Source organism: Pseudomonas sp. GL-R-19 (genome assembly GCF_019956375.1).
Lineage (GTDB): Bacteria > Pseudomonadota > Gammaproteobacteria > Pseudomonadales > Pseudomonadaceae > Aquipseudomonas.
Genome location: NZ_JAHBDJ010000049.1, coordinates 1 through 21,998, shown reverse-complemented (window position 1 = coordinate 21,998; position 21,998 = coordinate 1). Strand labels below are relative to the sequence as shown.

Genomic DNA, 21,998 nt, shown 5'->3' with positions numbered 1-21,998 from the left:
TCGCTCCCACAGGGGATTTTCGGCGAGTACAGAATTTGTGTACGACAGCGATCAAATGTGGGAGCGAGCCTGCTCGCGAAGAGGCCGCTCCAGGCACTAAAAATCCTTGGTCTAACTACCGCTCTCAGTCCGACGACTGCTCACTTCAGCCGGCACATCATCCCCGGCCATACGCTTGCGAAACAGTGCCGCCCGGGCCAGCAGCAAGGTGGTCACTGGCACGGTAATCGCCAGCAGGATCGGAATCAGCCAGGCGTGCAATACCGGCGCGGACTTGAGCGCCGAAAAGTAGATGATCGAAGCCAGCGCCACGCACCAGGCCCCGAGCGTCGAGGCCAGGGCCGGTGGGTGCATGCGCTGGAAGTAATCCTTCATGCACAACAGGCCCGTGGCGCCGATCAATGCAAACAGACTGCCGAGCACCAGCAGGATCGCCACCGGGATTTCCACCCATAACGACAATGGCGTATTCATTCGATCACCTCACCACGCAGCAGGAATTTCGCCAGGGCGAACGAGCCGACGAAACCGAACAGTGCGATCAGCAGCGCCGCCTCGAAGTACGTGTCACTGGCATAGCGAATACCCAGCGCCAGCATCATCAGCATCGCGACGATGTACAGGTAGTCCAGCGCCAGGACCCGGTCCTGGGCCGACGGCCCCTTGAACAGGCGGATCAGGGTCAGGATCATCGCTAATGAAAAGAAGAACAGGCTCAGCAGGATCGCGCTCGACAGCAACGGGCTCATTCGAAGATCTCCATCAACGGACGTTCGTAGGTCGCCTTGAAGTGCTGGATGAACAGCGCCTCATCGTCCAGGTCGAAGACGTGCAACAGCAGAATGCTGCGGTCCAGCGCCAGCTCCGACCAGACCGTACCGGGCACCACCGTGGTGATCATCGACAGCGCGGCCAGGCCGTTGGCATCGCGCAAATCCAGCGGCACCTTGATGAATCGCGAGCGGGGCGGGCGGCGACCGGCATTGAGTACGCTCCAGGCCACCGCGAGGTTGGACACCAGCACATCACGCCCGACCAACAGGACCAGGCGCAGGATCACCCCGGGACGACGGATGCGTACCGGCAGCGGACGCAGCCTGCGCATCATCAATGGCGCACAGAACCCCAGCACCGCACCCAGCAGCAGATTGCCGGGGCTGGTCGACAGGTTCAGCAGCAACCACAGCAACCACAAGGCCAGCGACAACAGCGGTGCCGGAAACAGGCGCTTCATGGCTGCACCTCCAGCGTGGTCGCATGAGCCGGCGGGTTCGGTACGACGCGCGTGCCGAGCACCGCCATCACGTATTGCTGGGGGTTGTACAAGGCATCGGCGGCGGCCTGGGTGTAGCGCAGCAGCGGATCGGCCTTGAAGGTCAGCGCAATGCTCAAGCCCAGCAGGGCGAAGATCGGCACGCATTCCAGGCGTCGCAGCAGGGGCGATGGTCGTTCCGCAGGCGTCCAGAAGCGCTGGATACCCAAACGCGAGAACGCGATCAGCGACGCCAGCCCGGACAAAATCAACAACACCAACAGGCCCCACGCGGCGTTGGAAACCGGTGTGTCGCCGCTGTTCCCCAGGCCCAGCGGATTGAGTAGGGCACCGATCAACCCGAGTTTGCCGATAAAGCCGGAGAGTGGCGGCATGCCGATGATCAGCAAGGCGCAGGCGATGAAACTCAGGCCAAGAAACGCCATGGTCCATGGAATCACCTGGCCGACCACGGCTTTTTGCTCGTCGTCGAGGTTGATGCCTTTGGGTGGATGCAGGGATTCCAGAGGACGGGGCAGCAGTTCGGCTTCATCGTCGAGCGACACTTCGTTGGCCGAGCGCGAGCGCTCGATCAGTTCGGCCAGCAGGAACAGTGCGCTCAACGCCAGGGTCGAGCTGAACAGGTAGAACAGCGCCGCGCCGACCAGGTTCGGCTGGGCGAAACCGATGGTCGACAACAGAATGCCCGCCGACACCAGAATGCTCAGGCTGGCCATGCGCTCCAGGCGTTGCGCGGCGAGGATCGCCATGGCGGCGCAGACGATGGTCGCCATGCCGCCGTAGATCAGCCACTCACCGCCATAGAACGCCGATGCCCCGGCCTGGGCGGAGAACAGCAGCGTCCACAGGCGCAGCAAGGTGTAGACGCCGACCTTGGTCATGATCGCGAACATCGCCGCCACCGGCGCGCTGGCCGACGAATAGGCCGGCACCAGCCAGAAGTTCAGTGGCCACATGCCGGCCTTGGCCAGAAACGCGATGGCCAGAATCCCCGCGCCGGCGTGCAGCAAGCCGCGATCAGCTGCGGACACCAGCGGGATTTTTACCGCCAGGTCAGCCATGTTCAACGTGCCGGTGACGCCATAGATCAGCGCCGCGCCAATCAGGAACAGCGAGGAGGCCAGCAGGTTGATCGAGATGTAGTGCAGCCCCGACGACACCCGCGCCCGGCCCGAACCGTGGAGCATCAACCCGTAGGACGCTGCCAGCAACACTTCGAAGAATACGAACAGGTTGAACAGGTCAGCGGTGAGGAACGCGCCGTAAAGGCCCATCATCTGGATCTGGAACAGCGCGTGAAAACTCGAACCGGCGCCGTCCCAGCGGGCCATGGCAAACAGCAGCGCACAGACGCCGATGATGCCGGTCAGCACCAGCATCAGCGCCGACAGGCGATCGACCACCAGCACCAGGCCGAACGGTACTTGCCAGTTGCTCGGCAGGTACACGCCGATGGAGCCGGGCACGCCGGTGGTCTGTGTCCATTGCCATAACGCCACGGCAATGCCCAGCCCGAGCAGGCTGGAGAGCAGATTGATCCTGGCCTTGAGCGGCCGGTGCTTCTCGCCGAGCATCAGCATGATCGCGGCAGTCAGCAACGGCAGCAGGATGGGCGCGACGATCAGGTGAGTCATTGCCATCATTCCCTGGGCTCCCGGCCATCCACATGGTCAGTGCCGGTCAGGCCCCGGGAGGCCAGCAGCACCACCAGGAACAACGCGGTCATGGCGAAGCTGATGACGATCGCCGTCAGCACCAGTGCTTGCGGCAACGGGTCGGTGTAATGCAACAGGTCCTGAGGGATGCCGTCCTTGATGATCGGTTCCTTGCCGATGAACAGGCTGCCCATGCTGAAAATGAACAGATTGACGCCGTAGGACAGCAGGCACAGGCCCATGACCACCTGGAACGTCCGTGGGCGCAGGATCAGCCAGACGCCGGACGCGGCCAGTACGCCGATGGCGATTGCGATGACTTCTTCCATCAGACGACCTCCTTCATGGCAACGGGTTTAGGCTGGGCAGCGGTTTTGTGACCACGCACCGATTGGTGGGCGAGGGCGGTGAGGATCAGCAGGGTCGAGCCGACCACCACGCCGTACACGCCGATGTCGAAGAACAGCGCGCTGGCCAGGTGAATGTCACCCAGCAGTGGCAACGAGAAATGCCAGGTGTGGGTGGTCAGGAACGGATAGCCGACCAGCATCGCTCCCAGCCCGGTGGCCGTGGCAATCATCAGTCCGGTGCCCATCCAGCGCAGCGGTCGCAGGCTCATTTGCGCCTCGACCCACTGCGTGCCGGCGACCATGTATTGCAGGATGAACGCCACCGACATCACCAGCCCCGCAACAAAGCCGCCGCCCGGTTGATTGTGCCCACGCATGAACAGGTAGAACGACACCACCAGCGCCACCGGCAACAGCAGACGCACCAGCACCGCCGGCACCATCATGAAGCCGAGTGCGGTGTCGCTGGCGTGACGCGGGTTGACCAGGTCGGTGACCACGTCCGGTGCGAGCAAGCGTTGCTGGGCCGGCAGTTGCAGGCTTTCTTTCGGTGGGCGGAAGCGGCGCAGCAGGGCGAACACAGTCAGGGCCACCGCCACCAGCACGGTGATTTCACCGAGGGTGTCGAAACCACGGAAGTCCACCAGCATCACGTTGACCACGTTGCTGCCGCCGCCCTCGGGCAAGGCGCGACTGAGGTAGAACGAGGAAATATCGTTGGGGGTCTGGCGCGTCAGCATGGCATAGGCCAGCAATGCCATGCCGATACCGACGGAGGTCGACAGAAGCAAGTCGCGGATCCGCCGTACCCGCGCCCGGCGCAGACTGCCGGGCAACGGCGAAACTTCCTCGATCCGGCGTGGCAACCAGCGCAGGCCCAGCAGGATCAGCACCGTGGTCACCACTTCGACCGCCAGTTGGGTCAGGGCCAGGTCCGGCGCCGAAAACCAGACGAAGGTGATGCAGGTCATCAGGCCGCAGACGCTGACCATGGTCAGGGCCGCGAGCCGGTGATACTTGGCTTGATAGGCCGCGCCAAGGGCGCAGGCGATGGCCAGCAACCACAAGGTGACGAACACGATCGACCCGGGGATTTTCGGCCGGTCGCCCCAGTGCAGGCTGCTGTGCAGCATAGGGATCAACCCGGCCAGCACGGCGGCGAACACCACCAGGAACAACTGCATTTGCAGGCGCCGGGTGCCAATCCGCGGCTCCATCCGACGGGCCAGGCGCAGGATGGCGACCAGTGCGTATTCGAACAGGTGCTTGCCGTCCAGGCGACCAATGACAGGCGGACGGTCGAAGCGCCCGCGCTTGAATTGATTGCGCAGCAGCAGATAGAGCACGGTGCCGCAGGACAAGGCGATCAGGCTCATGATCATTGGCGCGTTCAGGCCATGCCAGATCGCCAGGCTGTACTCGGGCAGCGGTCCGCCGACCACCGGTTGCGCCGCCGCCGCGAGCAGCGGGCCGACTATCTGGGCCGGGAAAATCCCCACCAGCAGGCAAGTGAATACCAGCAATTCCACCGGCGCGCGCATCCAGCGCGGTGGCTCGTGGGGCGTGTGGGGCAAGTCGGTCGCGGTCGGGCCGAAGAACACATCCACGGTGAAACGCAGGGAGTAGGCCACGCTGAAGGTACCGGCAATGGTTGCCACGATCGGCAAGCTCAGTTCGACCCAGCGCGTGGCATTGATGAACACGGTTTCGGCGAAGAACATTTCCTTGGACAGGAAGCCGTTGAGCAGCGGTACGCCGGCCATCGAGGCGCTGGCGACCATGGCCAGGGTGGCGGTGAACGGCATCAGCTTGTACAGGCCACTGAGTTTGCGGATGTCGCGGGTGCCGCTTTCGTGGTCGATGATGCCCGCGGCCATGAACAACGAGGCCTTGAACGTCGCATGGTTGAGGATGTGGAACACCGCGGCGACAGCGGCCAGCGGGCTGTTCAAACCGAGCAGCAGGGTGATCAGGCCGAGGTGGCTGATGGTCGAATAGGCCAGCAAGCCCTTGAGGTCGTTCTGGAACATTGCGCAGTACGCCCCGAGCAACAGGGTGCAGGCGCCGGCGCCGCTGACGATGTAGAACCATTCTTCACTGCCCGAGAGCGATGGCCATAGCCGCGCGAGCAGAAACACCCCGGCCTTGACCATGGTCGCCGAATGCAGGTACGCCGAAACAGGGGTCGGCGCGGCCATGGCGTGGGGCAGCCAGAAATGGAAGGGAAATTGCGCACTTTTGCTCAGGGCGCCGATCAGGATCAGGGGTAATAGAATCGGGTAGAGGGCATGGGCGCGAATCAGGTCGCCGGCGGCCAGGACCTTGTCCAGGTCATAGCTGCCGACCACATGGCCGAGCAGCATGACCCCCGCCAGCAGGCACAAGCCGCCCGCACCGGTCACCATCAGCGCCATGTAGGCCCCGCGCCGGGCATCGGCGCGATGGTGCCAGTAGCCGATCAACAGGAACGAGAAGAGGCTGGTCAGCTCCCAGAAAAACACGATCTGGATCAGGTTGCCGGAAATCACCAGCCCGAGCATGGCGCCCATGAAGGCCAGGAAAAACGCGAAGAATCGCGGCACCGGATCGTTCGGCGACATGTAGTAGCGGGCGTACAGAGAAACCAGGGTGCCGATGCCCAGCACCAGCATGGAGAACAGCCAGGCGAAACCGTCCATGCGCAGGACGAAGTTCAGGCCCAGGCTGGGCAACCAGAGAAACTCTTCGCGAATGACGCCGCCATGGGCGATTTGCGGGTACATGAACGCGACCTGAAGGGTGCCGATCAGGGCGATCAGGCCAGCCAGCAGGGATTCGGCGTTACGGGCATTGTGCGGCAACACGGCCGCCAAACAGCTGCCTATGAAAGGCAGAAGCAGTAGAACTATCAGGGACATAGGCTTCTAATCTGCGGAAGTTTGTGAAGCATCATACGTGCCAGCTCCCGGATCACCAAACGCCAAGCTGTCGCAGAATCCTACACGGTAGACGGAAAAGCCCTGATTCACATTGTTTCCGGAAGAGGGGTTTCGCCTGTGCCGGCGCCTTCGCGAGCAGGCTCGCTCCCACAGGGTATGAAGGTGTACACAATCTTGTGTTCAACTCAAAACACTGTGGGAGCGAGCCTGCTCGCGAAGGCGGTCTAACCGGCGGCACAGAATCCGCAGTTTATCGCTGTGTTTCCTGCTCCAGCTCCTGCTCAGCCGCAGCCTTGCCCTTGGTCTTCAACTCACTGACTATCACCGCCGCCACAATCAATCCGGCCCCGAGCAGGGCAATCGCCGGCAGGCGTTCCCCGGCGATGCGCCCGACAATCCCGGCCCATACCGGCTCGCCGGCATAGATCAGCGTGGCGCGGGTCGGTGACACGCTTTTCTGTGCCCAATTCATCGCCACCTGAATCGCCGCGCTTGCCGCCCCAAGGCCCAGCGCGCTGCACAGCAACAGCCATGAGAAATCCGGAATCGCCTCGTTGGTCGGCACCACCATCAGGAACGACAGCACGGAAGTGACCGCCAGTTGCACCACTGTCACCCGGCGTACATCGACCTGGCCGGCATAGGTGCTGATCAGGATGATCTCGGCCGCAATGGCCACGGCGCTGATCAAGGTGGCGATTTCACCGGGGCTGAAGTTGAACGCCGCACCGGACGGCCCGGACAACAGCATCAACCCGGTAAAGGCCAGCATGATGCCGATGCTGGGCATCAATCCCGGTCGCCGCCCCATCACCAGCCATTGCAGCAACGGCACGAAAGGGACGTACAGCGCGGTAATGAATGCCGACTGGCTGCTGGGAATGCTTTGCAGCCCGACCGTCTGCAAGCCGTAGCCGAGCATGATCGCCACGCCGATGAACGACCCGGCCTTGAGTTCGAACAAGGTCAGGTCGCGCAGTTGACGCCAGGAAAACAGGGCGACGATGCCCGCGGCGGCGGCAAAGCGCAGGCCGACGAAAAGCATCGGGCCGCTGACGGTCATCGCGTGCTGTACCAACAGGAAGGTACCGCCCCAGACCATCGTGATCAGCACCAGCACGCATTCGGCCTTGCTGAACCGTGTGAAACGGGAGGAAGTCTTTGGGGAATTCACCGACGTCATGACCTTGCACGCTACTGGAGGGAGACGCACAATGCGCCGAATGTTGCGCAGTATACTGCCCAACCCCACCCAGTGAGCAATATAGTGCACAAAGATTCTACCCAACGGGCTTCGGTCCTCCAGCACGTCAGTCAAAATGTCCGTCGTTTGCGTCATGCCGCCGGCCTGAGCCAGAGTGCGCTGGCGGATAAGTCCGGTGTCAGCCGTCGAATGCTGGTGGCAATCGAGGCGGGGGAAAAGAACGTCAGCCTGACCACCCTCGACCGAGTGGCCGAAGCCCTCGACGTTGCCTTCAGTGATTTGATCCAGGCCCCCGACGCCCGGGATCCCAGCCGTATCAATGAACTGGCCTGGACCGGCACGATCCCCGGCAGCAAAGCGGTGTTGCTCTCCAAGGCCCAGGCCAGCCGCGAAGTCGAGCAGTGGGAGTGGTGCCTGCAACCGGGCGAGGTGTATCCGTCGGAGCCGGATGCCGATGGCTGGAGCGAGCAGATTTATGTCTTCGAAGGCTGCCTGACCGTTATGCTCGGCGACCAGGCGCAGAATATCGCCGCAGGTGAGTTCTTCATGTTCGCCAGCAACCAGCCGCACTGTTATCGCAACGACGGGGCGGTGGCGGCGCGGTTTGTGCGTAATGTGGTGATCTGAACAGGGAGAGCACGATGGACCAGACCTTGACCCATGACGCCGACGTCCTGATTGTCGGCGGCGGCCTCAGTGGCGCGATGCTGGCGGCGCAACTGATGCGTTTGCCGGGCCGGCGCCGGGTGCTGGTGATCGAGCCCCGGGCCGAGTTGGGGCGGGGCGAAGCCTACAGCGCGGTGGAGTTGGGCCATACACTCAACGGCAATGCGGCGCGGATGAGTGTCGACCCGGACAACGCCGATGACCTGACCCAATGGCTGACCGGGTACATCGAGGCGGGCGGCTGGCCGGAATCGGATCAGCAGGATGTGCCGATCAGCGAACTGTTTCCACCACGGGGCGTATTCGGCCTGTACGCCCGACAGCGCCTGGCGCAAGCACAGGCGGTGGGTGCACTGAACGGTTCGACGGTCGAGCATGTGCAGGCCGAGGCGGTCGATTTGCAAACCGATGCCGACGCCGTGCGGTTGACCTTGAGCGATGGCCGATGCGTGCAGGGCGCGTTTGCGGTGCTGGCCACCGGAATGTTTCCCGCCGCGCGCACGCCACAAACCGAATCCAGCGGCTTGAATGCGGCCGCCCTCGATCCGTGGGACGTGGCGGCCATGCAGCGGCTCGATCCGCAATCGACGGTCATGATCATCGGCTCGGGCCTGACCATGGTCGACGCCGTGGTGTCCCTGGATCAGGCCGGGCATCGCGGGCCGATCGAAGTGTTTTCCCGCCATGGCCTGCTGCCCCATGTGCGTCGCCAGCCACCGGCCTGGGTGGATTTTCTCGCTGAGGACCTGAGCATCCGTACACCTCGCCAGCTGATGCGCGAACTGCGTCGACACTGCCGGGACGCCATCGCCCAGGGTATCGACTGGCAAGCGCCACTGGACACGGTGCGGGCACATATCGGCCGCTTGTGGCATCAGGCGACGGACGTGCAGCGTCGGCAGTTCGTGCGGCATGTGCGGCCGTGGTGGGAAAGCCATCACCACCGCTCGCCACCCTTGAGCGCCGAACGGGTGGAGCGCTTATATAAAGAAGGGCGGTTGCGTATTCACGCCGCCTCATACAAAGGGCTTGAGCCTTCAAGGGATGGCGAGGTGAGTATCCGCCTTCAACGGCGCGGCGAGGCGCAGGCCTGTGTGGTCAGCGGTGCCGCCCTGATCAACTCCAGCGGTATCGAATACGACTGGCGCCGGGTCGCGCGACCGTTGCCCCGGCAATTGCTCGCCCGCGGTCTGGTACGGCCGGGGCCGCTGGCCTTGGGCATCGCGGCAGAGGTCGATGGCGCGGTCCTGAACGCCGAGGGTCAGCCCGCCCGCCGCCTGTTTGCCATGGGCCCGCCGTTGCGCGGAATGTGGTGGGAAAGTACCGCCGTCACCGATGTGGCGAGCCAGGCCAAGGCGTTGGCCGAGCGGCTGGTGCGCTAGCTGTCCATTCAGCTCACCGCGCAGTCAGCGCGGTGTGTTGGCGCTCAGCCAGCGCCTCTTGCCAGTGTGAGTGGTGAAGAGCGTACGCGGTGGTGTACGCCGCTCTGTCTTTGCTCTGTAGGAGCGAGCTTGCTCGCGAAGGCGGCCTGATAGCCGACCAATTTCTTTCGAATGTACCCAGCCCAACTGTAGGAGCTGCCGAAGGCTGCGATCTTTTGACCTTGTTTGTCAGTAATACAGCCAAAAGATCGCAGCCTCGTTGCACTCGACAGCTCCTACCAGCTCCTACCAGCTCCTACGGGGAATGCACCCGGCAAAAAAACCGCGCCGCCCCACCCGAGGCCGCGGTTTTCCATAGGGTTGAAGCCGGCCCCATCAACCAACGTGGCTAATGGGGCGCGGGCTCAGTTGGCGATCACCGGCACCGTTCGCACGGAGCCTTGGGACGAGGTGATCGTGGCGGTCGGGTTCGCCGACGGAACGATCGTGGTGGTGTTGTTCACCGTCAACCGCCAGCGACCGTTCCCCGGTACGGTGGTGGTGCCCAGGGTGACCAGTCCGGTCGGCGTGGTGACCTTGATGGTGATGATGTTGCCGGTGGTCACCGATGATGTGCCGGCAAAGTTCCAGGTGAAGCGGTTATTGGCGCGGGCGCTCACCGTTGCGGTGGTCACTGCGAAGGTTTCCGCAACAGGCCGTGGCGAGACCTGCACCGTGACCGTGGCTGGCGATGTCGACAGGGCGCCGAAGCTGTCCCGGGCGATGTAGGTGAAGGTCGTGGTGAAGGCCGTGGTCACGGTAGCCGGCGGGGTGTAGGTAAGCACTGTGCCGTTACTGCTGACGGTGCCGCGACCTGCCGCGGGTTGAGTGAAGCTGGCGACCGCTAGCGGCACGTTGCCTTCCGGATCGGTGTCGTTGGCCAGCACGTTGATTGGAATCGCCACACCCAGTGTCGTGACGGCATCGGCGACGGCCACCGGAGGCTGGTTAGGCGCCACGGTAATGGTCACGGTTGCCGCTGTCGTCGAGGCCAGGCCTTTGGCGTCCTGGGCCTTGTAGGTGAAGGTCGTGGTCAGCGGCGCGTTGACGACAGCGGGAGGGGTGTAGACCACCGCCGTAGTGCCGCTCAAGACCACGGTGCCCTGGCCGGCGGCCGGTTGGGTCAGTGCGGTAATGCTCAGCGGCGTATTGCCGTCCGGGTCCCTGTCGTTAGCCAGCAGATTGAGGGTGATCGGCACGCCGAAGCTGGTGCTGGCAGTATCGGCGACAGAGATCGGAGCCTGGTTCGCGCCGGTGTCCGGTGCCGTGCCGACGACTACGACCGGCTCGGTATCACTGCCGCCGGCGGCGGACTTGACCGTCACGGTTGCAGGGGGTTGGCTCAGGTCAGCCACCGTCAGGCGTTGCAGGGTGCCGGTTTTCGACAGCCGTCCGTAACCCTGGGCGACCATGTCCGGTACCACCACTTCGTCGGTGGAGGTGGCCTCGATCAGCAGGCTGTGGTTGTTCCAGTCGTAACGAGCGGTCTGGATTTTCACCACGTCCGAGAGCTTGCCCGATACCGCAGTCGGGCGGGTGGTCCCGGCGGGGTCGGTGGCGGTGACCACCACGACCGCAGGCACGGTGCCGTTAGTCAGCAGATGCTGGCCAAAGAACACGCCGTTGTTATCGCTCAGCATGTTGGTCAGGCAAGGCGACACAGGCGGGCCGGGCACCAGGGCGATGCTTTCGCGAAAGCACAGGGTCGAACCGTTGGCGGCTTGGGCAAACACTTCGACCCGGGTGTTGTTACCGCCCGTGCCGGCTGTACGGCGGTAGGTGGCACGGGTCATGTCCACCGCGGTTTGCGCGCGGTTGTCGAGCACCTTGCCGGACAGGGTGAAGAGGTTGGTCTGGAGGGTCCCGGCCGGACCCTGGATGCGTACGAAGTTGGTGTTGTTGGGGCTGCCGGTCACGGCTTCGGTGAGGTTCGGGTCGCCGACGAAGGTTTCGACGGTGCCGGTGTCCGGGTTCACCTCGGTGTAGGGGCCGTTGACGCTGCGCAGGAACGGTCCGATCGCACCGTTGACTGCACCCGTGAAAACCCCCGTTGCGCCGATGCCGACGTCTCTGGTGATGTTGATCGCACGACGGCCAGGGGTGGTGACATTGACCGTTTCCACGCCATAGGGATGGGTAATGGTGTAGGTCCCGGCAGTGGGAATGTTCACCCGCATACGGATCCGCGCGAAGCTGATCTGGTCGCCGTCGACCGGGTTGCCGCCGGCAAATGCCGCCTCGATCCCGGCGACATAGGCGTCCATGCCATAGCCCGCGGCGTTGTCGGGGATGCTGGTTTCGGCGAGGAACCAGAAGGCTTCGTCCGGCCAGTTGTCCGGGAACACCATCGGCAGGGTGTCGTCGAAAATGCCGGGTGTCGGCAGCAGGGTGCACATGTAGGCCGGTGGCACACTGGCTGGCACCCGCGAGCTGGTGGCGCGGGACTGGCACAGCTCCATCGACAGTAGATTGTTGTCCTGATACCAGATCGGGAATTTCCCGGTGGCAAAGGTGTAAGGGCCGGGATCGACGGCGGCGAGTTGCGCGAAGGCACTGCCGGACAGCGACAGAGTCAGTCCCAGGGCGTTGAGCGCCAGGCGTGGCCATTTGTTCATGATGCCTCCTGATGAGGATCTGGGCATGTGAGCGTTCATTGCACGATGACCACTTCTTCGGTATCGCTGCCGCCATTGGATGACGTCACGCGAACCTGGGCTGGCGGTATCGGCGAGATGCCGGTGGCCAGGCTTTTCAAGGCGCCGTCGCCACTCAGGGCGCCGATGGCGATACCGGTGCCGGAGGTGGCGGTGAGCACCGGTGGCGATGTTTCATCGCTGGTCGAGGCCACGATGGTGATTTGCCCGGTGCTCAGGCTGTATTCGGCACGTGAGATCGTCACCAGGTCGGTCAGCGGCATGAGCAAGGTGGTCGGCGTGCTGCTGGCGATGGCCAGGTGGTTGTCGGCGGTCACCTGCAAGGTGCCTGGCAGCGTCGGATTGTTCGGCGACTGCGCATACCAGTGGCCGGTGGTGTTCGCTTCGGTGAAGTTCAGGACCGGGTTGTTGCTGGCCAGGGTCACGGTGGCCGGTGGCGGCGGGGCCATCACGAACACATCTTGCTGGGCCACCGGGGCGCTGGCGCCGGCCTGTCGCGAGTAGGTGCTGCGCTCGGCGATCACCGGGGTTGGCCGGACCACCGTCGACAACTTGCCGGATACGGCGAAGAGGTTGGTGCGCAAGTCCAGGCCATTGGGGCCTTCAATGCGCACGTAGTTGGTGTTGAACGGGCTGCCGGTGACGGCTTCGGTGAGGTTCGGATCGCCGACGAATTGTTCGGTCTGGCCAGTGGTCGGGTTGGTCTCGGTGTAGGGGCCGTTGACACTGCGCAGGAACGGCCCGACGTCGCCCTTGAGCGCGCCGTCGTAGGTTTTCGGCGCACCGATACCGATGTCCCGGGTCATGTTGATCGCCCTCCGGCCTGGGGTGTCGACGTTGAACACTTCGACGCCGTAAGGGTGGGTGATGACATAAGTGCCGGCGACGGGTACGTCGATGCGAATACGGATACGGGCGAAGCTGATCTGGTCGCCCTCCAGCGGATCACCGCCACTGAAGGCGGCTTCAAGCGCCGAGACATAGGTCAGGTCAATGCCCCGGGCGGCATCGACGATGGTGGTTTCGCCGGTGGCCCAGAACGCTTCGTCGGGGAAATTGGTCGGGAAGACCAATGGTTGGGTGTCGTCGAAAATGCCGGGATTAGGGATCAACGAGCACATGTAAGTCGGGGCGCCCGGCGCGCTGGCAACCCTGGAACTGACAGCCTTGGATAAACACAGGTCAAGGGTTCGGCCGTGGGTGTCCTGATACCAGGCGGCGAAATTGCCATTGGCTGGCAGGTAGGGGCCGGGGTCTACGGCAAACAGCGCTGCTTGGGCAATACCTTGGGCTAGAGCGGTCACGACCAGGGCGGTCGCGGTTTTGCACAGTAAAGGGTGCATGAGTATTCCCTCTATCGAAGTACCTGCCCCTTGGGGGCGGGTCAGTTGGCAGGGAGTTTGGCAACTTCCATACCAATCAGCGAAAACGCCCGTGAGACGCCCGCAGTAAAGGTGTTGGCGCCGTCACGGGTGATAGACCGGGAAGTTCGGGAGCGGGCAGCTGTCCCCAACTTTGGGGGTGGATGGGACAGTGGGGCGGTGGGGTATCGCAGTCCCCAGGTTCGGGCAAACGGCCATGAGTGGGCTATAAACCTATAGGGGGTTTCCGGGAACCGTGTCCATGAACTCGATGACCAAAGTGCTTGTGACCGAAAGCGAAGCCCGTTGGAACACGCGCAAGCGGCCGTTCGATCTGCTGCGCTGGTTTTCGCTGGTCAGCATGGTGGTGATCGGCATGGTGGCGGTGGCGCTGGGGGCGGTGACCTCGCGGTTCGTGATTACCGAAAGCGTGCAGCGCGATGCGCTATTGACCTCGCAATTCATTCAGTCGATTGCCTTGACCGAGTTGCGCCATGTGTCGATTCCCAACTCCCCGAGCATGGGTGAGTTGCTCGACCCACGAAATGACAAGGACTTTCCTGACGTCGACCCGCTGTCACGTGCCGATTTCCGTGATGATTTCATCGACCATGTCGAACATTTACCGGACGTGATCCTGGCCAGCATCTATGCCCCCGACCGCAGGGTGATCTGGTCGACCAACCCGGCCTTGATGGGTATCACGATTTATGGCGATGAAGACCTCGACCGGGCGTTCAGCTCCAGGCTTCCCGTGTCGAGCAGTTACCACGATGTGGACAAATCCCGCATGGAACAGAAGTTCCTGGAACCACCCAAATTCATCTTCATCGAAAACTACGTTCCCTTGTTCGACGCCGATGGTCGCAACGTCACGGCGATGGTCGAGATTTACAAGGAACCGCAGGATCTGATCAACCGCATGCAGCGCGGCCTGGTGCTGATCTGGCTGGCGACCGCCCTGGGCGGCGGTCTGATTTACCTGGGCCTGTACTGGATTGTGCGGCAGGCGGCGATCCTGCTGGCGACGCAGCAGAAGCAATTGATCACCAACGAAACCTTTGTGGCGCTGGGGGAGGTGTCCTCGGCGGTCGCCCACAGTCTGCGCAATCCGTTGGCGAATATCCGTTCAAGCGCCGAGCTGGCGATAGAGGTCGACAGCGGTCCGGCACACGGGAACATCAACGACATCATTTGTCAGGTCGATCGCATGTCGAAATGGGTACGGGAGTTGCTCCAGTCTCTGCGACCGCTCACTGACGAGGCTGAACCGGTGAACCTGGTGGCGGCCCTGCATGACAGCCTGATGGCTTACGAACAGCAGATCAGCAAGGCCAGGATCAACGTGGTGTTCGAGCCGGACCAGACGCCCATGGTCCTGAGTCAGGAGGTGCAACTGACCCAGATCCTCAACAGCCTGCTGTCCAACGCGGTGGATGCCATGGACGGCGGCGGTACGCTGACCATCCAGATCGAACCGCGCGATACCCAGCGCGTCAGCGTGAAGGTGAGCGATACCGGCAAAGGCATGAGCGAGGAGCAGCGCAGATTGGCCTTCCGGCCATTCTTTACCACCAAGCAGGGCGGGCTGGGCGTCGGGCTGGTGCTGGTCAAGCGGATCATGGAGCGATTCGGCGGTGCGGTGACCCTGGACAGCCGTGAAGGCGAGGGCACCACTGTCCGTCTGACATTTAGATTAGCCTCCTGAAAATGGGGATGAGCCGTCCCCCGTTAGTGGGGATTCAATCCCCGGTCATTTTCACGGTCATGGCACATGAGTTTTGATAAGTAATTGTTTTGTCTAGTGTTAATGCTTTTGTATAAAAAAATCACATAATTGGCGAGGTCCTTGCAAAACCACCATCACCCCCCTTCACGACATCGAGGCGGCAGGTGATGGAAAAAAAGCGCAGTGCAACGAAGATTCTTTCGATTTGCCTGATGGAGCCAAAGGCTCACGCAACACCACGTGGATGGAAAACACTCTGCCGTCTTGCCGTGCAGGCCAGTTTCAATCCCCCCACCAACCTTCCTCACTAGCGACGGCTTCGGCCCTGAAGTGACCGTCAAGCAATGAACCGGGAGGGTGTCGACATGAACATGAAAATGCGTTCACCACGCTCACGAGCCCCGGGCATGCACCTGGTGTTGATGGTGGTGGCCGGTTTGCTGGCCAGTCAGTTGCTGGTCGCCAGCCAGCCGACGTCGACGCCCGCACCTGCTCCTGTATCTACTGCCGAACCCGCTGTCGTTGAAGACAACACCCCGTGGGGTGGCGACTATTTCCCCAACACCCTGCTGACCGACCAGGACGGTCAACAGATGCGTTTTTTCGATGACATGATCAAAGGCAAGGTGGTGGTGATCAACTTCATCTTCACCTCGTGCAGCGACTCCTGCCCCCTGGAAACCGCGCGCCTGCGCCAGGTGCAGAAACTGCTGGGGGATCGGGTCGGCAAGGACATCTTCTTCTATTCCATCAGCATCGACCCCTTGAGTGATACGCCCGAGGTGCTAAAGGCCTATGCACAACGCTTCCAGGTCGGGCCGGGCTGGAAATTCCTCACCGGGGAGTTCGCCGATATCACGGACCTGCGCAAGAAACTGGGGCTGTTCATCGAAGGCGTCGATAACGGGCGCAACAAGGACCACAACCTGAGCCTGATCATCGGCAACCAGGCAACGGGCCGCTGGATGAAATCCTCGCCGTTCGAAAATCCGTGGATTCTGGCCGATCAACTGGCCAATACCCTGCATAACTGGAAACAGCCCAGTGTGGAAGAAAGCTACGTCAACGCACCGCAAATCCGCCCGCCGAGCAATGGCGAAGAGCTGTTTCGCACCCGCTGCGCGTCTTGCCACAGCCTCGGTCCGCTGGACGGGCAGGGCATCGGCATGCACAGCATCGGCCCGGACCTGATCGGCGTGACCCGACAGCGCGATCCGGCCTGGCTCAATCGCTGGATCCGCGAACCGGATCGCATGCTCGCGGAAAAGGACCCGATTGCGATGGAGCTGTTCGATCGCTACAACAAGATCCCGATGCCCAACTTGCGGCTGGATGAGCATTCCGTCCACTCCATCATCGATTTCCTGCAAGAAGAAACCGACCGTCAGCATCCGCCAGAGGTCAGTGGTAATGAGGAACCTGAGCATCATCATTCGGTCGCGCAACCCGACATGACCCAGGTGCAATAGCGTTGAAATAGTTACGCGGGCCAGCCAATTGCTATCAATGTTACCTACACTGACTCGATACCCGGCTGGAAAGGCTCGATTTCAAAGACTCAGGACACAGCCATGCAGATACTGGAACAACAAAAAGTAGCTGCGCCACAGGCCCCGGCAGTACCGCGCAAGGGCTGGCGGCCGCAGTTCAACTTGCTGCGCTGGTTCTCCCTGGCAAGCTTTTTCATCATCGCCGTGGTGGCACTGGGGCTGGGTTACATCTCCACGCGCTTTGTGGTCGATGAAAGCATCGAGCGCGATTCGATGCTGACGGCGCAGTTCATTCAAGCCATTGGCGAGGCCGAAACCCGTCATGCCAGGATTTCGCCGGACAGAACCATCGGCGAAATGCTCGACCCGCGTCTGGACCATGCCGATTCCGACATCAACCCCGAAGCCCGGGCCGCCGCGCGCTTTGAGTTTCTCGACCATGTGGAGCATCTGCCGGACATTCTGCTGGCGACGGTGTACGCCCAGGACCGCACCGTGGTCTGGTCGACGAACTCCGAGTTGATTGGCATACGCATCGAAGACGACGAGGAGCTGGATAAATCCTTCGAAATGAAATCGCCGGTGTCCACCAACTACCACGAGATCGATGAGGAGCGCCCCGAGCAGCGCCTGCTGCGCGAACCGCAATACCTGTTCGTCGAGAACTACATTCCGATGTTCAACGCCGACAGAAGCAAAGTGATTGCCATGGTGGAGATCTACAAGGAACCGGTGGACCTGGTGGAGCGCATCCAGCGTGGCTTCAAGGCGATCTGGCTGGCCACCCTGATCGGCGGGGCGGTCATTTACCTGGGGCTGTTCTGGATCGTGCGGCGTGCGGCGACTCAGCTGCAGAACCAGCAGAACCAGCTGATCGCCAACGAAACCTTTGTCGCCTTGGGGGAAATGTCCTCGGCGGTCGCCCACAGCCTGCGCAATCCACTGGCGAACATCCGTTCCAGCGCCGAACTGGCCCAGGAAATCGCCAACCAGACCGCACAGAAAAACATTGGCGACATCATCAATCAGGTCGACCGCATGTCGCGCTGGGTCCGTGAATTGCTGGTGTCGTTGCGGCCGATGAATGACGACTGTGAAACGGTCGACCTGGTGCTGGCCCTCGATGACACCTTGAGTGCCTTCGAGTCCCTGATCAAACGTTCGAACGTCGAAGTGCGTTTCTCGCCTGTCAGCGTGCCACAGGTCGTCAGCCAACAGGTGTTGCTCACACAGATACTCAATAGCCTGTTTGCCAACGCACTGGAAGCCATGCCCAAGGGGGGCGTATTGACGATCGAGATCGATTCTTCTGCGCCCGGCGACTTGAGAATGACCCTGACCGACACCGGCAAGGGCATATCCAAACAACAGCAACAAATGGTCTTCAAGCCGTTTTTCACCACCAAGCAAGGCGGTTTGGGCGTGGGTCTGGCCCTGGTCAAGAGAATAATGGAGCGATTTGACGGCTCGGTCGAACTGACAAGTCGGGAACAGGAAGGAACCCGTGTTTGTCTCAATTTCAAAGTGGCAACGGGAGGAGCATATGGAGCACAGCATTCTGCTGGTCGAGGATGACGAAATTCTCGCCGAGAATATTCAGAACTATCTGGAGCGCAAGGGCTTCGAGGTGACCGTTTGCCACTCGGCCGAAGATGCACTGGAGCAATTGGGCTCCTTCGCTCCTGACGTGGTACTGACCGACAACTCGTTGCCGGGCATGAGTGGTCACGACCTGATCCAGAAGCTGCGCGTCAGCGCGCCGGATCTGAAAGTGATCATGATGACCGGCTACGGCAACGTCGAAGACGCCGTGGCGGCGATGAAAGAGGGCGCCTTTCACTACGTCACCAAACCGGTGGCCCTGCCGGAGCTCAAGCAGCTGCTGGACAAGGCCCTGGCTACCGACCGCATGGAGCGCACGCTGTCGTTTTACCAGGAGCGCGAAGCCCAGAAGTCGGGGTTGCAGGCGCTGATTGGCGAGTCGGCACCGATGATGTACCTCAAGAGCACCATCAGCCAGTTGCTCGACGCCGAACGGCGGATGGCCAATAGCGATCTGCCGCCGGTCCTGGTGGAAGGCGAGACCGGCACCGGCAAGGAACTGGTGGCCCGGGCCTTGCACTTCGACGGCTCGCGCGCCAAAGGCCCGTTCATTGAATTCAACTGCGCTTCGATCCCGTCCAATCTGGTGGAATCGGAACTGTTCGGCCACGAGAAGGGCGCCTTCACCGACGCCAAGGAGCGTCGCATGGGGCTGGTGGAAGCGGCCGATGGCGGCACGCTGTTCCTCGATGAAATCGGTGAAATGGATCTGCTGTTGCAAGCCAAGCTGCTGAAACTGCTGGAAGACCGGACCATTCGCCGGGTCGGCTCGGTGAAGGAGCGCAAGGTCGATCTACGGGTGATCAGCGCCACCAACTGTAATCTCGAGCAAATGGTCCAGCAAGGCAAATTCCGCCGCGACCTGTTTTTCCGCCTGCGCATCATTTCGATCAAGGTGCCGCGCCTGTATGCCCGTGGCAACGATATCCTGCTGCTGGCCCGGCACTTCCTGGGGCTGCATGGCAAACGCTACGGCAAGCCGAACCTGCATTTCAGCAATCAGGCTGAAGATTTGCTGCTCAACTACAGCTGGCCGGGCAACGTGCGGGAATTGCGCAACATGCTGGAGCAAACCGTGTTGCTGGCGCAAAGCGACACCATCGCCGCCCATCAGTTGAACGTCTGCCTGAGCCTGGTGGATGATCCACCGATGTTTCATCCCGAGCCGCAACATTTCAGCGAGCCACGTCCGACCAACGGTAACGGTAACGGTAACGGTAACGAATCCATGAACCTGCCGGAAGTGGAGCGTGACATGGTGCGCAAGATGCTCGACAAGACCGACTGGAACGTCACCAAATCGGCACGCCTGCTGGGTCTTAGCCGGGACATGTTGCGCTACCGGATAGAAAAGCTCGGCCTCGCCCGCCCGGACAAACGCCAGTGCTAGGGGGCGTTCTCACTGTAGCACCGGGCCCTGCCTCATGCAGGACAGCACGCAACCGGAGTCCTGGACTTCCTGGTTCACGTAGACGCCATGCTCCGGATCGTAGGTGCGGACGAACACGCGAACCGTGGCGTCGGCCACCGTCGGCAGGCGCGAGTCGTAAAACACATGCTCGCCTGAAACCGGAGTGAATTCCGCGGGCGCGGTCGGGATGTACGAACCCGGCGGCACGGTGCTCATGGACGGTGGTACGGGGTGGGCGAAGGGTTGGTCGGCGCCGTAGTAGTTGAATTCACTGCTGTAGTTGGTGGTGGGCATATCGTCGGCGTGGGCGACAGCGGTCGCGCTCAGGCAGACGGCGAGCAACAGCGTCAGATTGGTTTTGTTCATGGCAACACCTGCGCAATCGGTTTAATCACATGTCCCCAAGGTCATTAACTATAGCTGCCGCCGTGGGCAGCCGTTGGCGCGGTGCGGATTACAAGTTCGCAACACCTGCCAGGATGAGGTTGAACTAGACTCCGGCCGGTCAAATCGACGACCCGAACCCTGGAGCGTGCAATGGAACTGCCGACAAAAGAACAAGCCATCGCCAGCAACCGCGAGGCCTGGAATGACTCCGCCCGTCACCACAAAGACTCAAGCGAATGGCAAGCCTTGCTGAAGAACGTGGCCCATGCGGATTTCTCTTGCCTGGATGACACCTTGACCACCTTGCTGACCCAGACAGGTGTCGACGGCAAGGAGGTGGTGCAACTGGGCTGCAACAACGGCCGCGAAAGTCTGTCGCTGTTTGCCCTGGGCGCGCGCAGCGTGGTGGGCGTCGACCAGTCTGAAGCATTTCTCGAACAGGCACGGGAACTGGCGTCCCGCTCGCCCCATGCGCCGCAATTCATCGAAGCGGACATTCACTACTTGCCTGCGCAACTGCAGGAGCGCTTTGACCTGGCGCTGATCACCATCGGCGTCCTGAACTGGATGCCGGACATCGGCGAATTCTTCCGCCATGTGGCGTGCACGCTGAAGCCGGGTGGGGCGCTGGTGGTGTACGAAACCCACCCGTTCCTGGAAATGTTCGACCCCGAGGCAATCGATCCTTTTCGCCTGGCCAGCTCATACTTCCGTCGCGAACCGTTCGTGCAGCACGAACCGATCGTCTACGAAGGCAAGGTCGAACAGCCGTCGGCGGCGTCCTACTGGTTCGTCCACACCCTGGGCGACCTCTTCAGCGCCGCCATTGCGGCAGGGCTGCAGATCCGTCACTTCAAGGAGTACCCGCACTCCAATCGCGAAGAACTCTATGACCGCTATCAGCAGCAGGTGGCGCAGTTGCCGTTGTGTTTTACGTGGGTGGTGGTGAAGGGCTGAGTGATGTGTAGCTCGGACTGACGCCAACCTGTCTTTTGTTGATCGGGTACATATCCGTTTCTTCGGTAACGGCGGCTGGCGGTTTCGCCTGACGGCGACTCACTTTTTTTACAAGCGCCTAAAAAAAGTAAGCAAAAAAACGCTCGCCCCGAACGTACGGCCCCTCGCTAAGGCTCGGGGTTCCTTCGCTCCGGTATTCATCCGGGGGCATTGCCCTCCGGTCGGCTTCGCTTCGACCTACATGCAATGAGTTCGACTGCGTCGAACGGCGCTGCGCGCCAATCCCCGGATGAACACCTCCACTCAGCCTTCCGAGGGGGCGGGTGGATCAAGATCAAAAGCTGCAGGCGAGCTAACGCTCGGCCTGATGAGTGGTGAGGAGCGTGAGTGTACGCCGATCGACTGTAGGAGCTGGCTTGCCAGCGAAGGCGGCCTGGCAGCCGACCAATTTTTTTCGAATGTACCCAGCCCAACTGTAGGAGCTGCCGAAGGCTGCGATCTTTTGATCTTGTTTGTGGGTAATACAGCCAACAGATCGCAGCCTCGTTGCACTCGACAGCTCCTACGGGGAAAACAGGGAAATGCGTACGGATAACGAACCAGGCCGGCCGGTAGGCCGCCTCGGGTTAGCCGCGTACGGCCATGAATGGCCGATCGCGGCGGGCCCTGTAGGAGCGAGCTTGCTCGCGAAAAACCTGAGAGCACCGCGGGGTGTCAGGCTCCCCGCGTCATCGTTGACCTCCATCGCGAGCAAGCTCGCTCCTACAGGCTTTTCCTAGTGACCCGCCGTAAGGGCCAGCCCTTTCAAGGTGTTTTCCCTTTATGGGCCTTGAGCACCCGATCCGTCGACACATGAGCGTGCGCAGCTTTACCGTCCAGCCACTCCTTGGGTTTGGCGATTTTGGGACCACGTATGCTTT

Annotated in this window: 17 protein-coding genes; 7 read left to right on the top strand and 10 right to left on the bottom strand. The window is 61.8% G+C overall.

All coding sequences use genetic code 11. The features are described 5' to 3' along the window. Window positions 1-111: 111 nt before the first annotated feature. The 7 genes from KGA83_RS22830 to KGA83_RS22800 form a co-directional block, all read right to left on the bottom strand. A complete protein-coding gene (locus tag KGA83_RS22830; RefSeq protein WP_218430574.1) occupies window positions 112-474 on the bottom strand; it encodes a Na+/H+ antiporter subunit G in 363 nt (120 codons plus the stop codon). Next, entirely contained in the window at window positions 471-749 is a 279-nt protein-coding gene (locus KGA83_RS22825; RefSeq protein WP_108217960.1) for a K+/H+ antiporter subunit F, read from the bottom strand. Before KGA83_RS22825 ends, KGA83_RS22830 begins: the two co-directional genes overlap by 4 nt. Then, window positions 746-1,234, bottom strand: coding sequence for a Na+/H+ antiporter subunit E (locus KGA83_RS22820; protein WP_108217961.1), 489 nt, complete (start codon window positions 1,232-1,234; stop codon window positions 746-748). The genes KGA83_RS22825 and KGA83_RS22820 overlap by 4 nt, the downstream gene beginning before the upstream one ends. Beyond that, window positions 1,231-2,916 carry a monovalent cation/H+ antiporter subunit D gene (locus KGA83_RS22815; protein ID WP_108217962.1) on the bottom strand — a complete coding sequence of 562 codons (1,686 nt, stop codon included), beginning with the start codon at window positions 2,914-2,916 and terminating at the stop codon, window positions 1,231-1,233. Before KGA83_RS22815 ends, KGA83_RS22820 begins: the two co-directional genes overlap by 4 nt. Then, complete coding sequence (locus KGA83_RS22810) at window positions 2,913-3,257, bottom strand: Na+/H+ antiporter subunit C (protein ID WP_008020558.1); 345 nt, start codon at window positions 3,255-3,257, stop codon at window positions 2,913-2,915. The genes KGA83_RS22815 and KGA83_RS22810 overlap by 4 nt, the downstream gene beginning before the upstream one ends. Further along, on the bottom strand, window positions 3,257-6,175 hold the full coding sequence (locus KGA83_RS22805) for a monovalent cation/H+ antiporter subunit A (protein ID WP_223530984.1): 2,919 nt from the start codon (window positions 6,173-6,175) through the stop codon (window positions 3,257-3,259). The genes KGA83_RS22810 and KGA83_RS22805 overlap by 1 nt, the downstream gene beginning before the upstream one ends. Before the next feature lie 271 nt (window positions 6,176-6,446). Further along, window positions 6,447-7,469 carry a DMT family transporter gene (locus KGA83_RS22800; RefSeq protein WP_108217964.1) on the bottom strand — a complete coding sequence of 341 codons (1,023 nt, stop codon included), beginning with the start codon at window positions 7,467-7,469 and terminating at the stop codon, window positions 6,447-6,449. On the opposite strand from KGA83_RS22800, the gene KGA83_RS22795 reads away from it, so the two are divergent. Together KGA83_RS22795 and KGA83_RS22790 are read left to right on the top strand one after the other, a co-directional pair. Further along, window positions 7,464-8,027: a helix-turn-helix domain-containing protein gene (locus KGA83_RS22795; RefSeq protein WP_108217965.1), complete on the top strand. Its 564-nt coding sequence runs from the start codon at window positions 7,464-7,466 to the stop codon at window positions 8,025-8,027. The two genes, KGA83_RS22800 and KGA83_RS22795, sit on opposite strands and share 6 nt — an antisense overlap. A 14-nt stretch (window positions 8,028-8,041) precedes the next feature. Further along, window positions 8,042-9,448: an FAD/NAD(P)-binding protein gene (locus KGA83_RS22790; protein WP_108217966.1), complete on the top strand. Its 1,407-nt coding sequence runs from the start codon at window positions 8,042-8,044 to the stop codon at window positions 9,446-9,448. Window positions 9,449-9,852: 404 nt separating this feature from the next. Here the strand turns inward: KGA83_RS22790 and KGA83_RS22785 are convergent, their stop codons facing one another. Further along, on the bottom strand, window positions 9,853-12,102 hold the full coding sequence (locus KGA83_RS22785) for an Ig-like domain-containing protein (protein ID WP_223530983.1): 2,250 nt from the start codon (window positions 12,100-12,102) through the stop codon (window positions 9,853-9,855). Window positions 12,103-12,137: 35 nt separating this feature from the next. Continuing rightward, the gene (locus tag KGA83_RS22780; RefSeq protein ID WP_223530982.1) at window positions 12,138-13,484 is read right to left on the bottom strand and encodes a hypothetical protein; all 1,347 of its coding nucleotides are present in this window, start codon (window positions 13,482-13,484) and stop codon (window positions 12,138-12,140) included. A 280-nt stretch (window positions 13,485-13,764) separates the two neighbouring features. Here KGA83_RS22780 and KGA83_RS22775 point away from each other — a divergent pair, with 280 nt between their 5' ends. The 4 genes from KGA83_RS22775 (at window position 13,765) to KGA83_RS22760 (ending at window position 19,713) form a co-directional block, all read left to right on the top strand. Further along, window positions 13,765-15,210, top strand: a complete 1,446-nt coding sequence (locus KGA83_RS22775) for a sensor histidine kinase (RefSeq protein WP_223530981.1) — start codon at window positions 13,765-13,767, stop codon at window positions 15,208-15,210. Between the two features lie 386 nt (window positions 15,211-15,596). Further along, window positions 15,597-16,700 carry an SCO family protein gene (locus KGA83_RS22770; protein ID WP_108217970.1) on the top strand — a complete coding sequence of 368 codons (1,104 nt, stop codon included), beginning with the start codon at window positions 15,597-15,599 and terminating at the stop codon, window positions 16,698-16,700. Window positions 16,701-16,802: 102 nt separating this feature from the next. Continuing rightward, window positions 16,803-18,296 carry a sensor histidine kinase gene (locus KGA83_RS22765; protein WP_108217971.1) on the top strand — a complete coding sequence of 498 codons (1,494 nt, stop codon included), beginning with the start codon at window positions 16,803-16,805 and terminating at the stop codon, window positions 18,294-18,296. Further along, a complete protein-coding gene (locus tag KGA83_RS22760) occupies window positions 18,265-19,713 on the top strand; it encodes a sigma-54-dependent transcriptional regulator (RefSeq protein ID WP_223530980.1) in 1,449 nt (482 codons plus the stop codon). Before KGA83_RS22765 ends, KGA83_RS22760 begins: the two co-directional genes overlap by 32 nt. Window positions 19,714-19,722: 9 nt before the next feature. Here KGA83_RS22760 and KGA83_RS22755 read toward each other — a convergent pair whose 3' ends face one another. Beyond that, complete coding sequence (locus KGA83_RS22755; RefSeq protein ID WP_108217973.1) at window positions 19,723-20,100, bottom strand: hypothetical protein; 378 nt, start codon at window positions 20,098-20,100, stop codon at window positions 19,723-19,725. Window positions 20,101-20,271: 171 nt separating this feature from the next. Between KGA83_RS22755 and KGA83_RS22750 the strand changes: the two genes are divergently transcribed. Then, the gene (locus tag KGA83_RS22750) at window positions 20,272-21,078 is read left to right on the top strand and encodes a class I SAM-dependent methyltransferase (RefSeq protein WP_223530979.1); all 807 of its coding nucleotides are present in this window, start codon (window positions 20,272-20,274) and stop codon (window positions 21,076-21,078) included. Window positions 21,079-21,998: the final 920 nt, after the last annotated feature.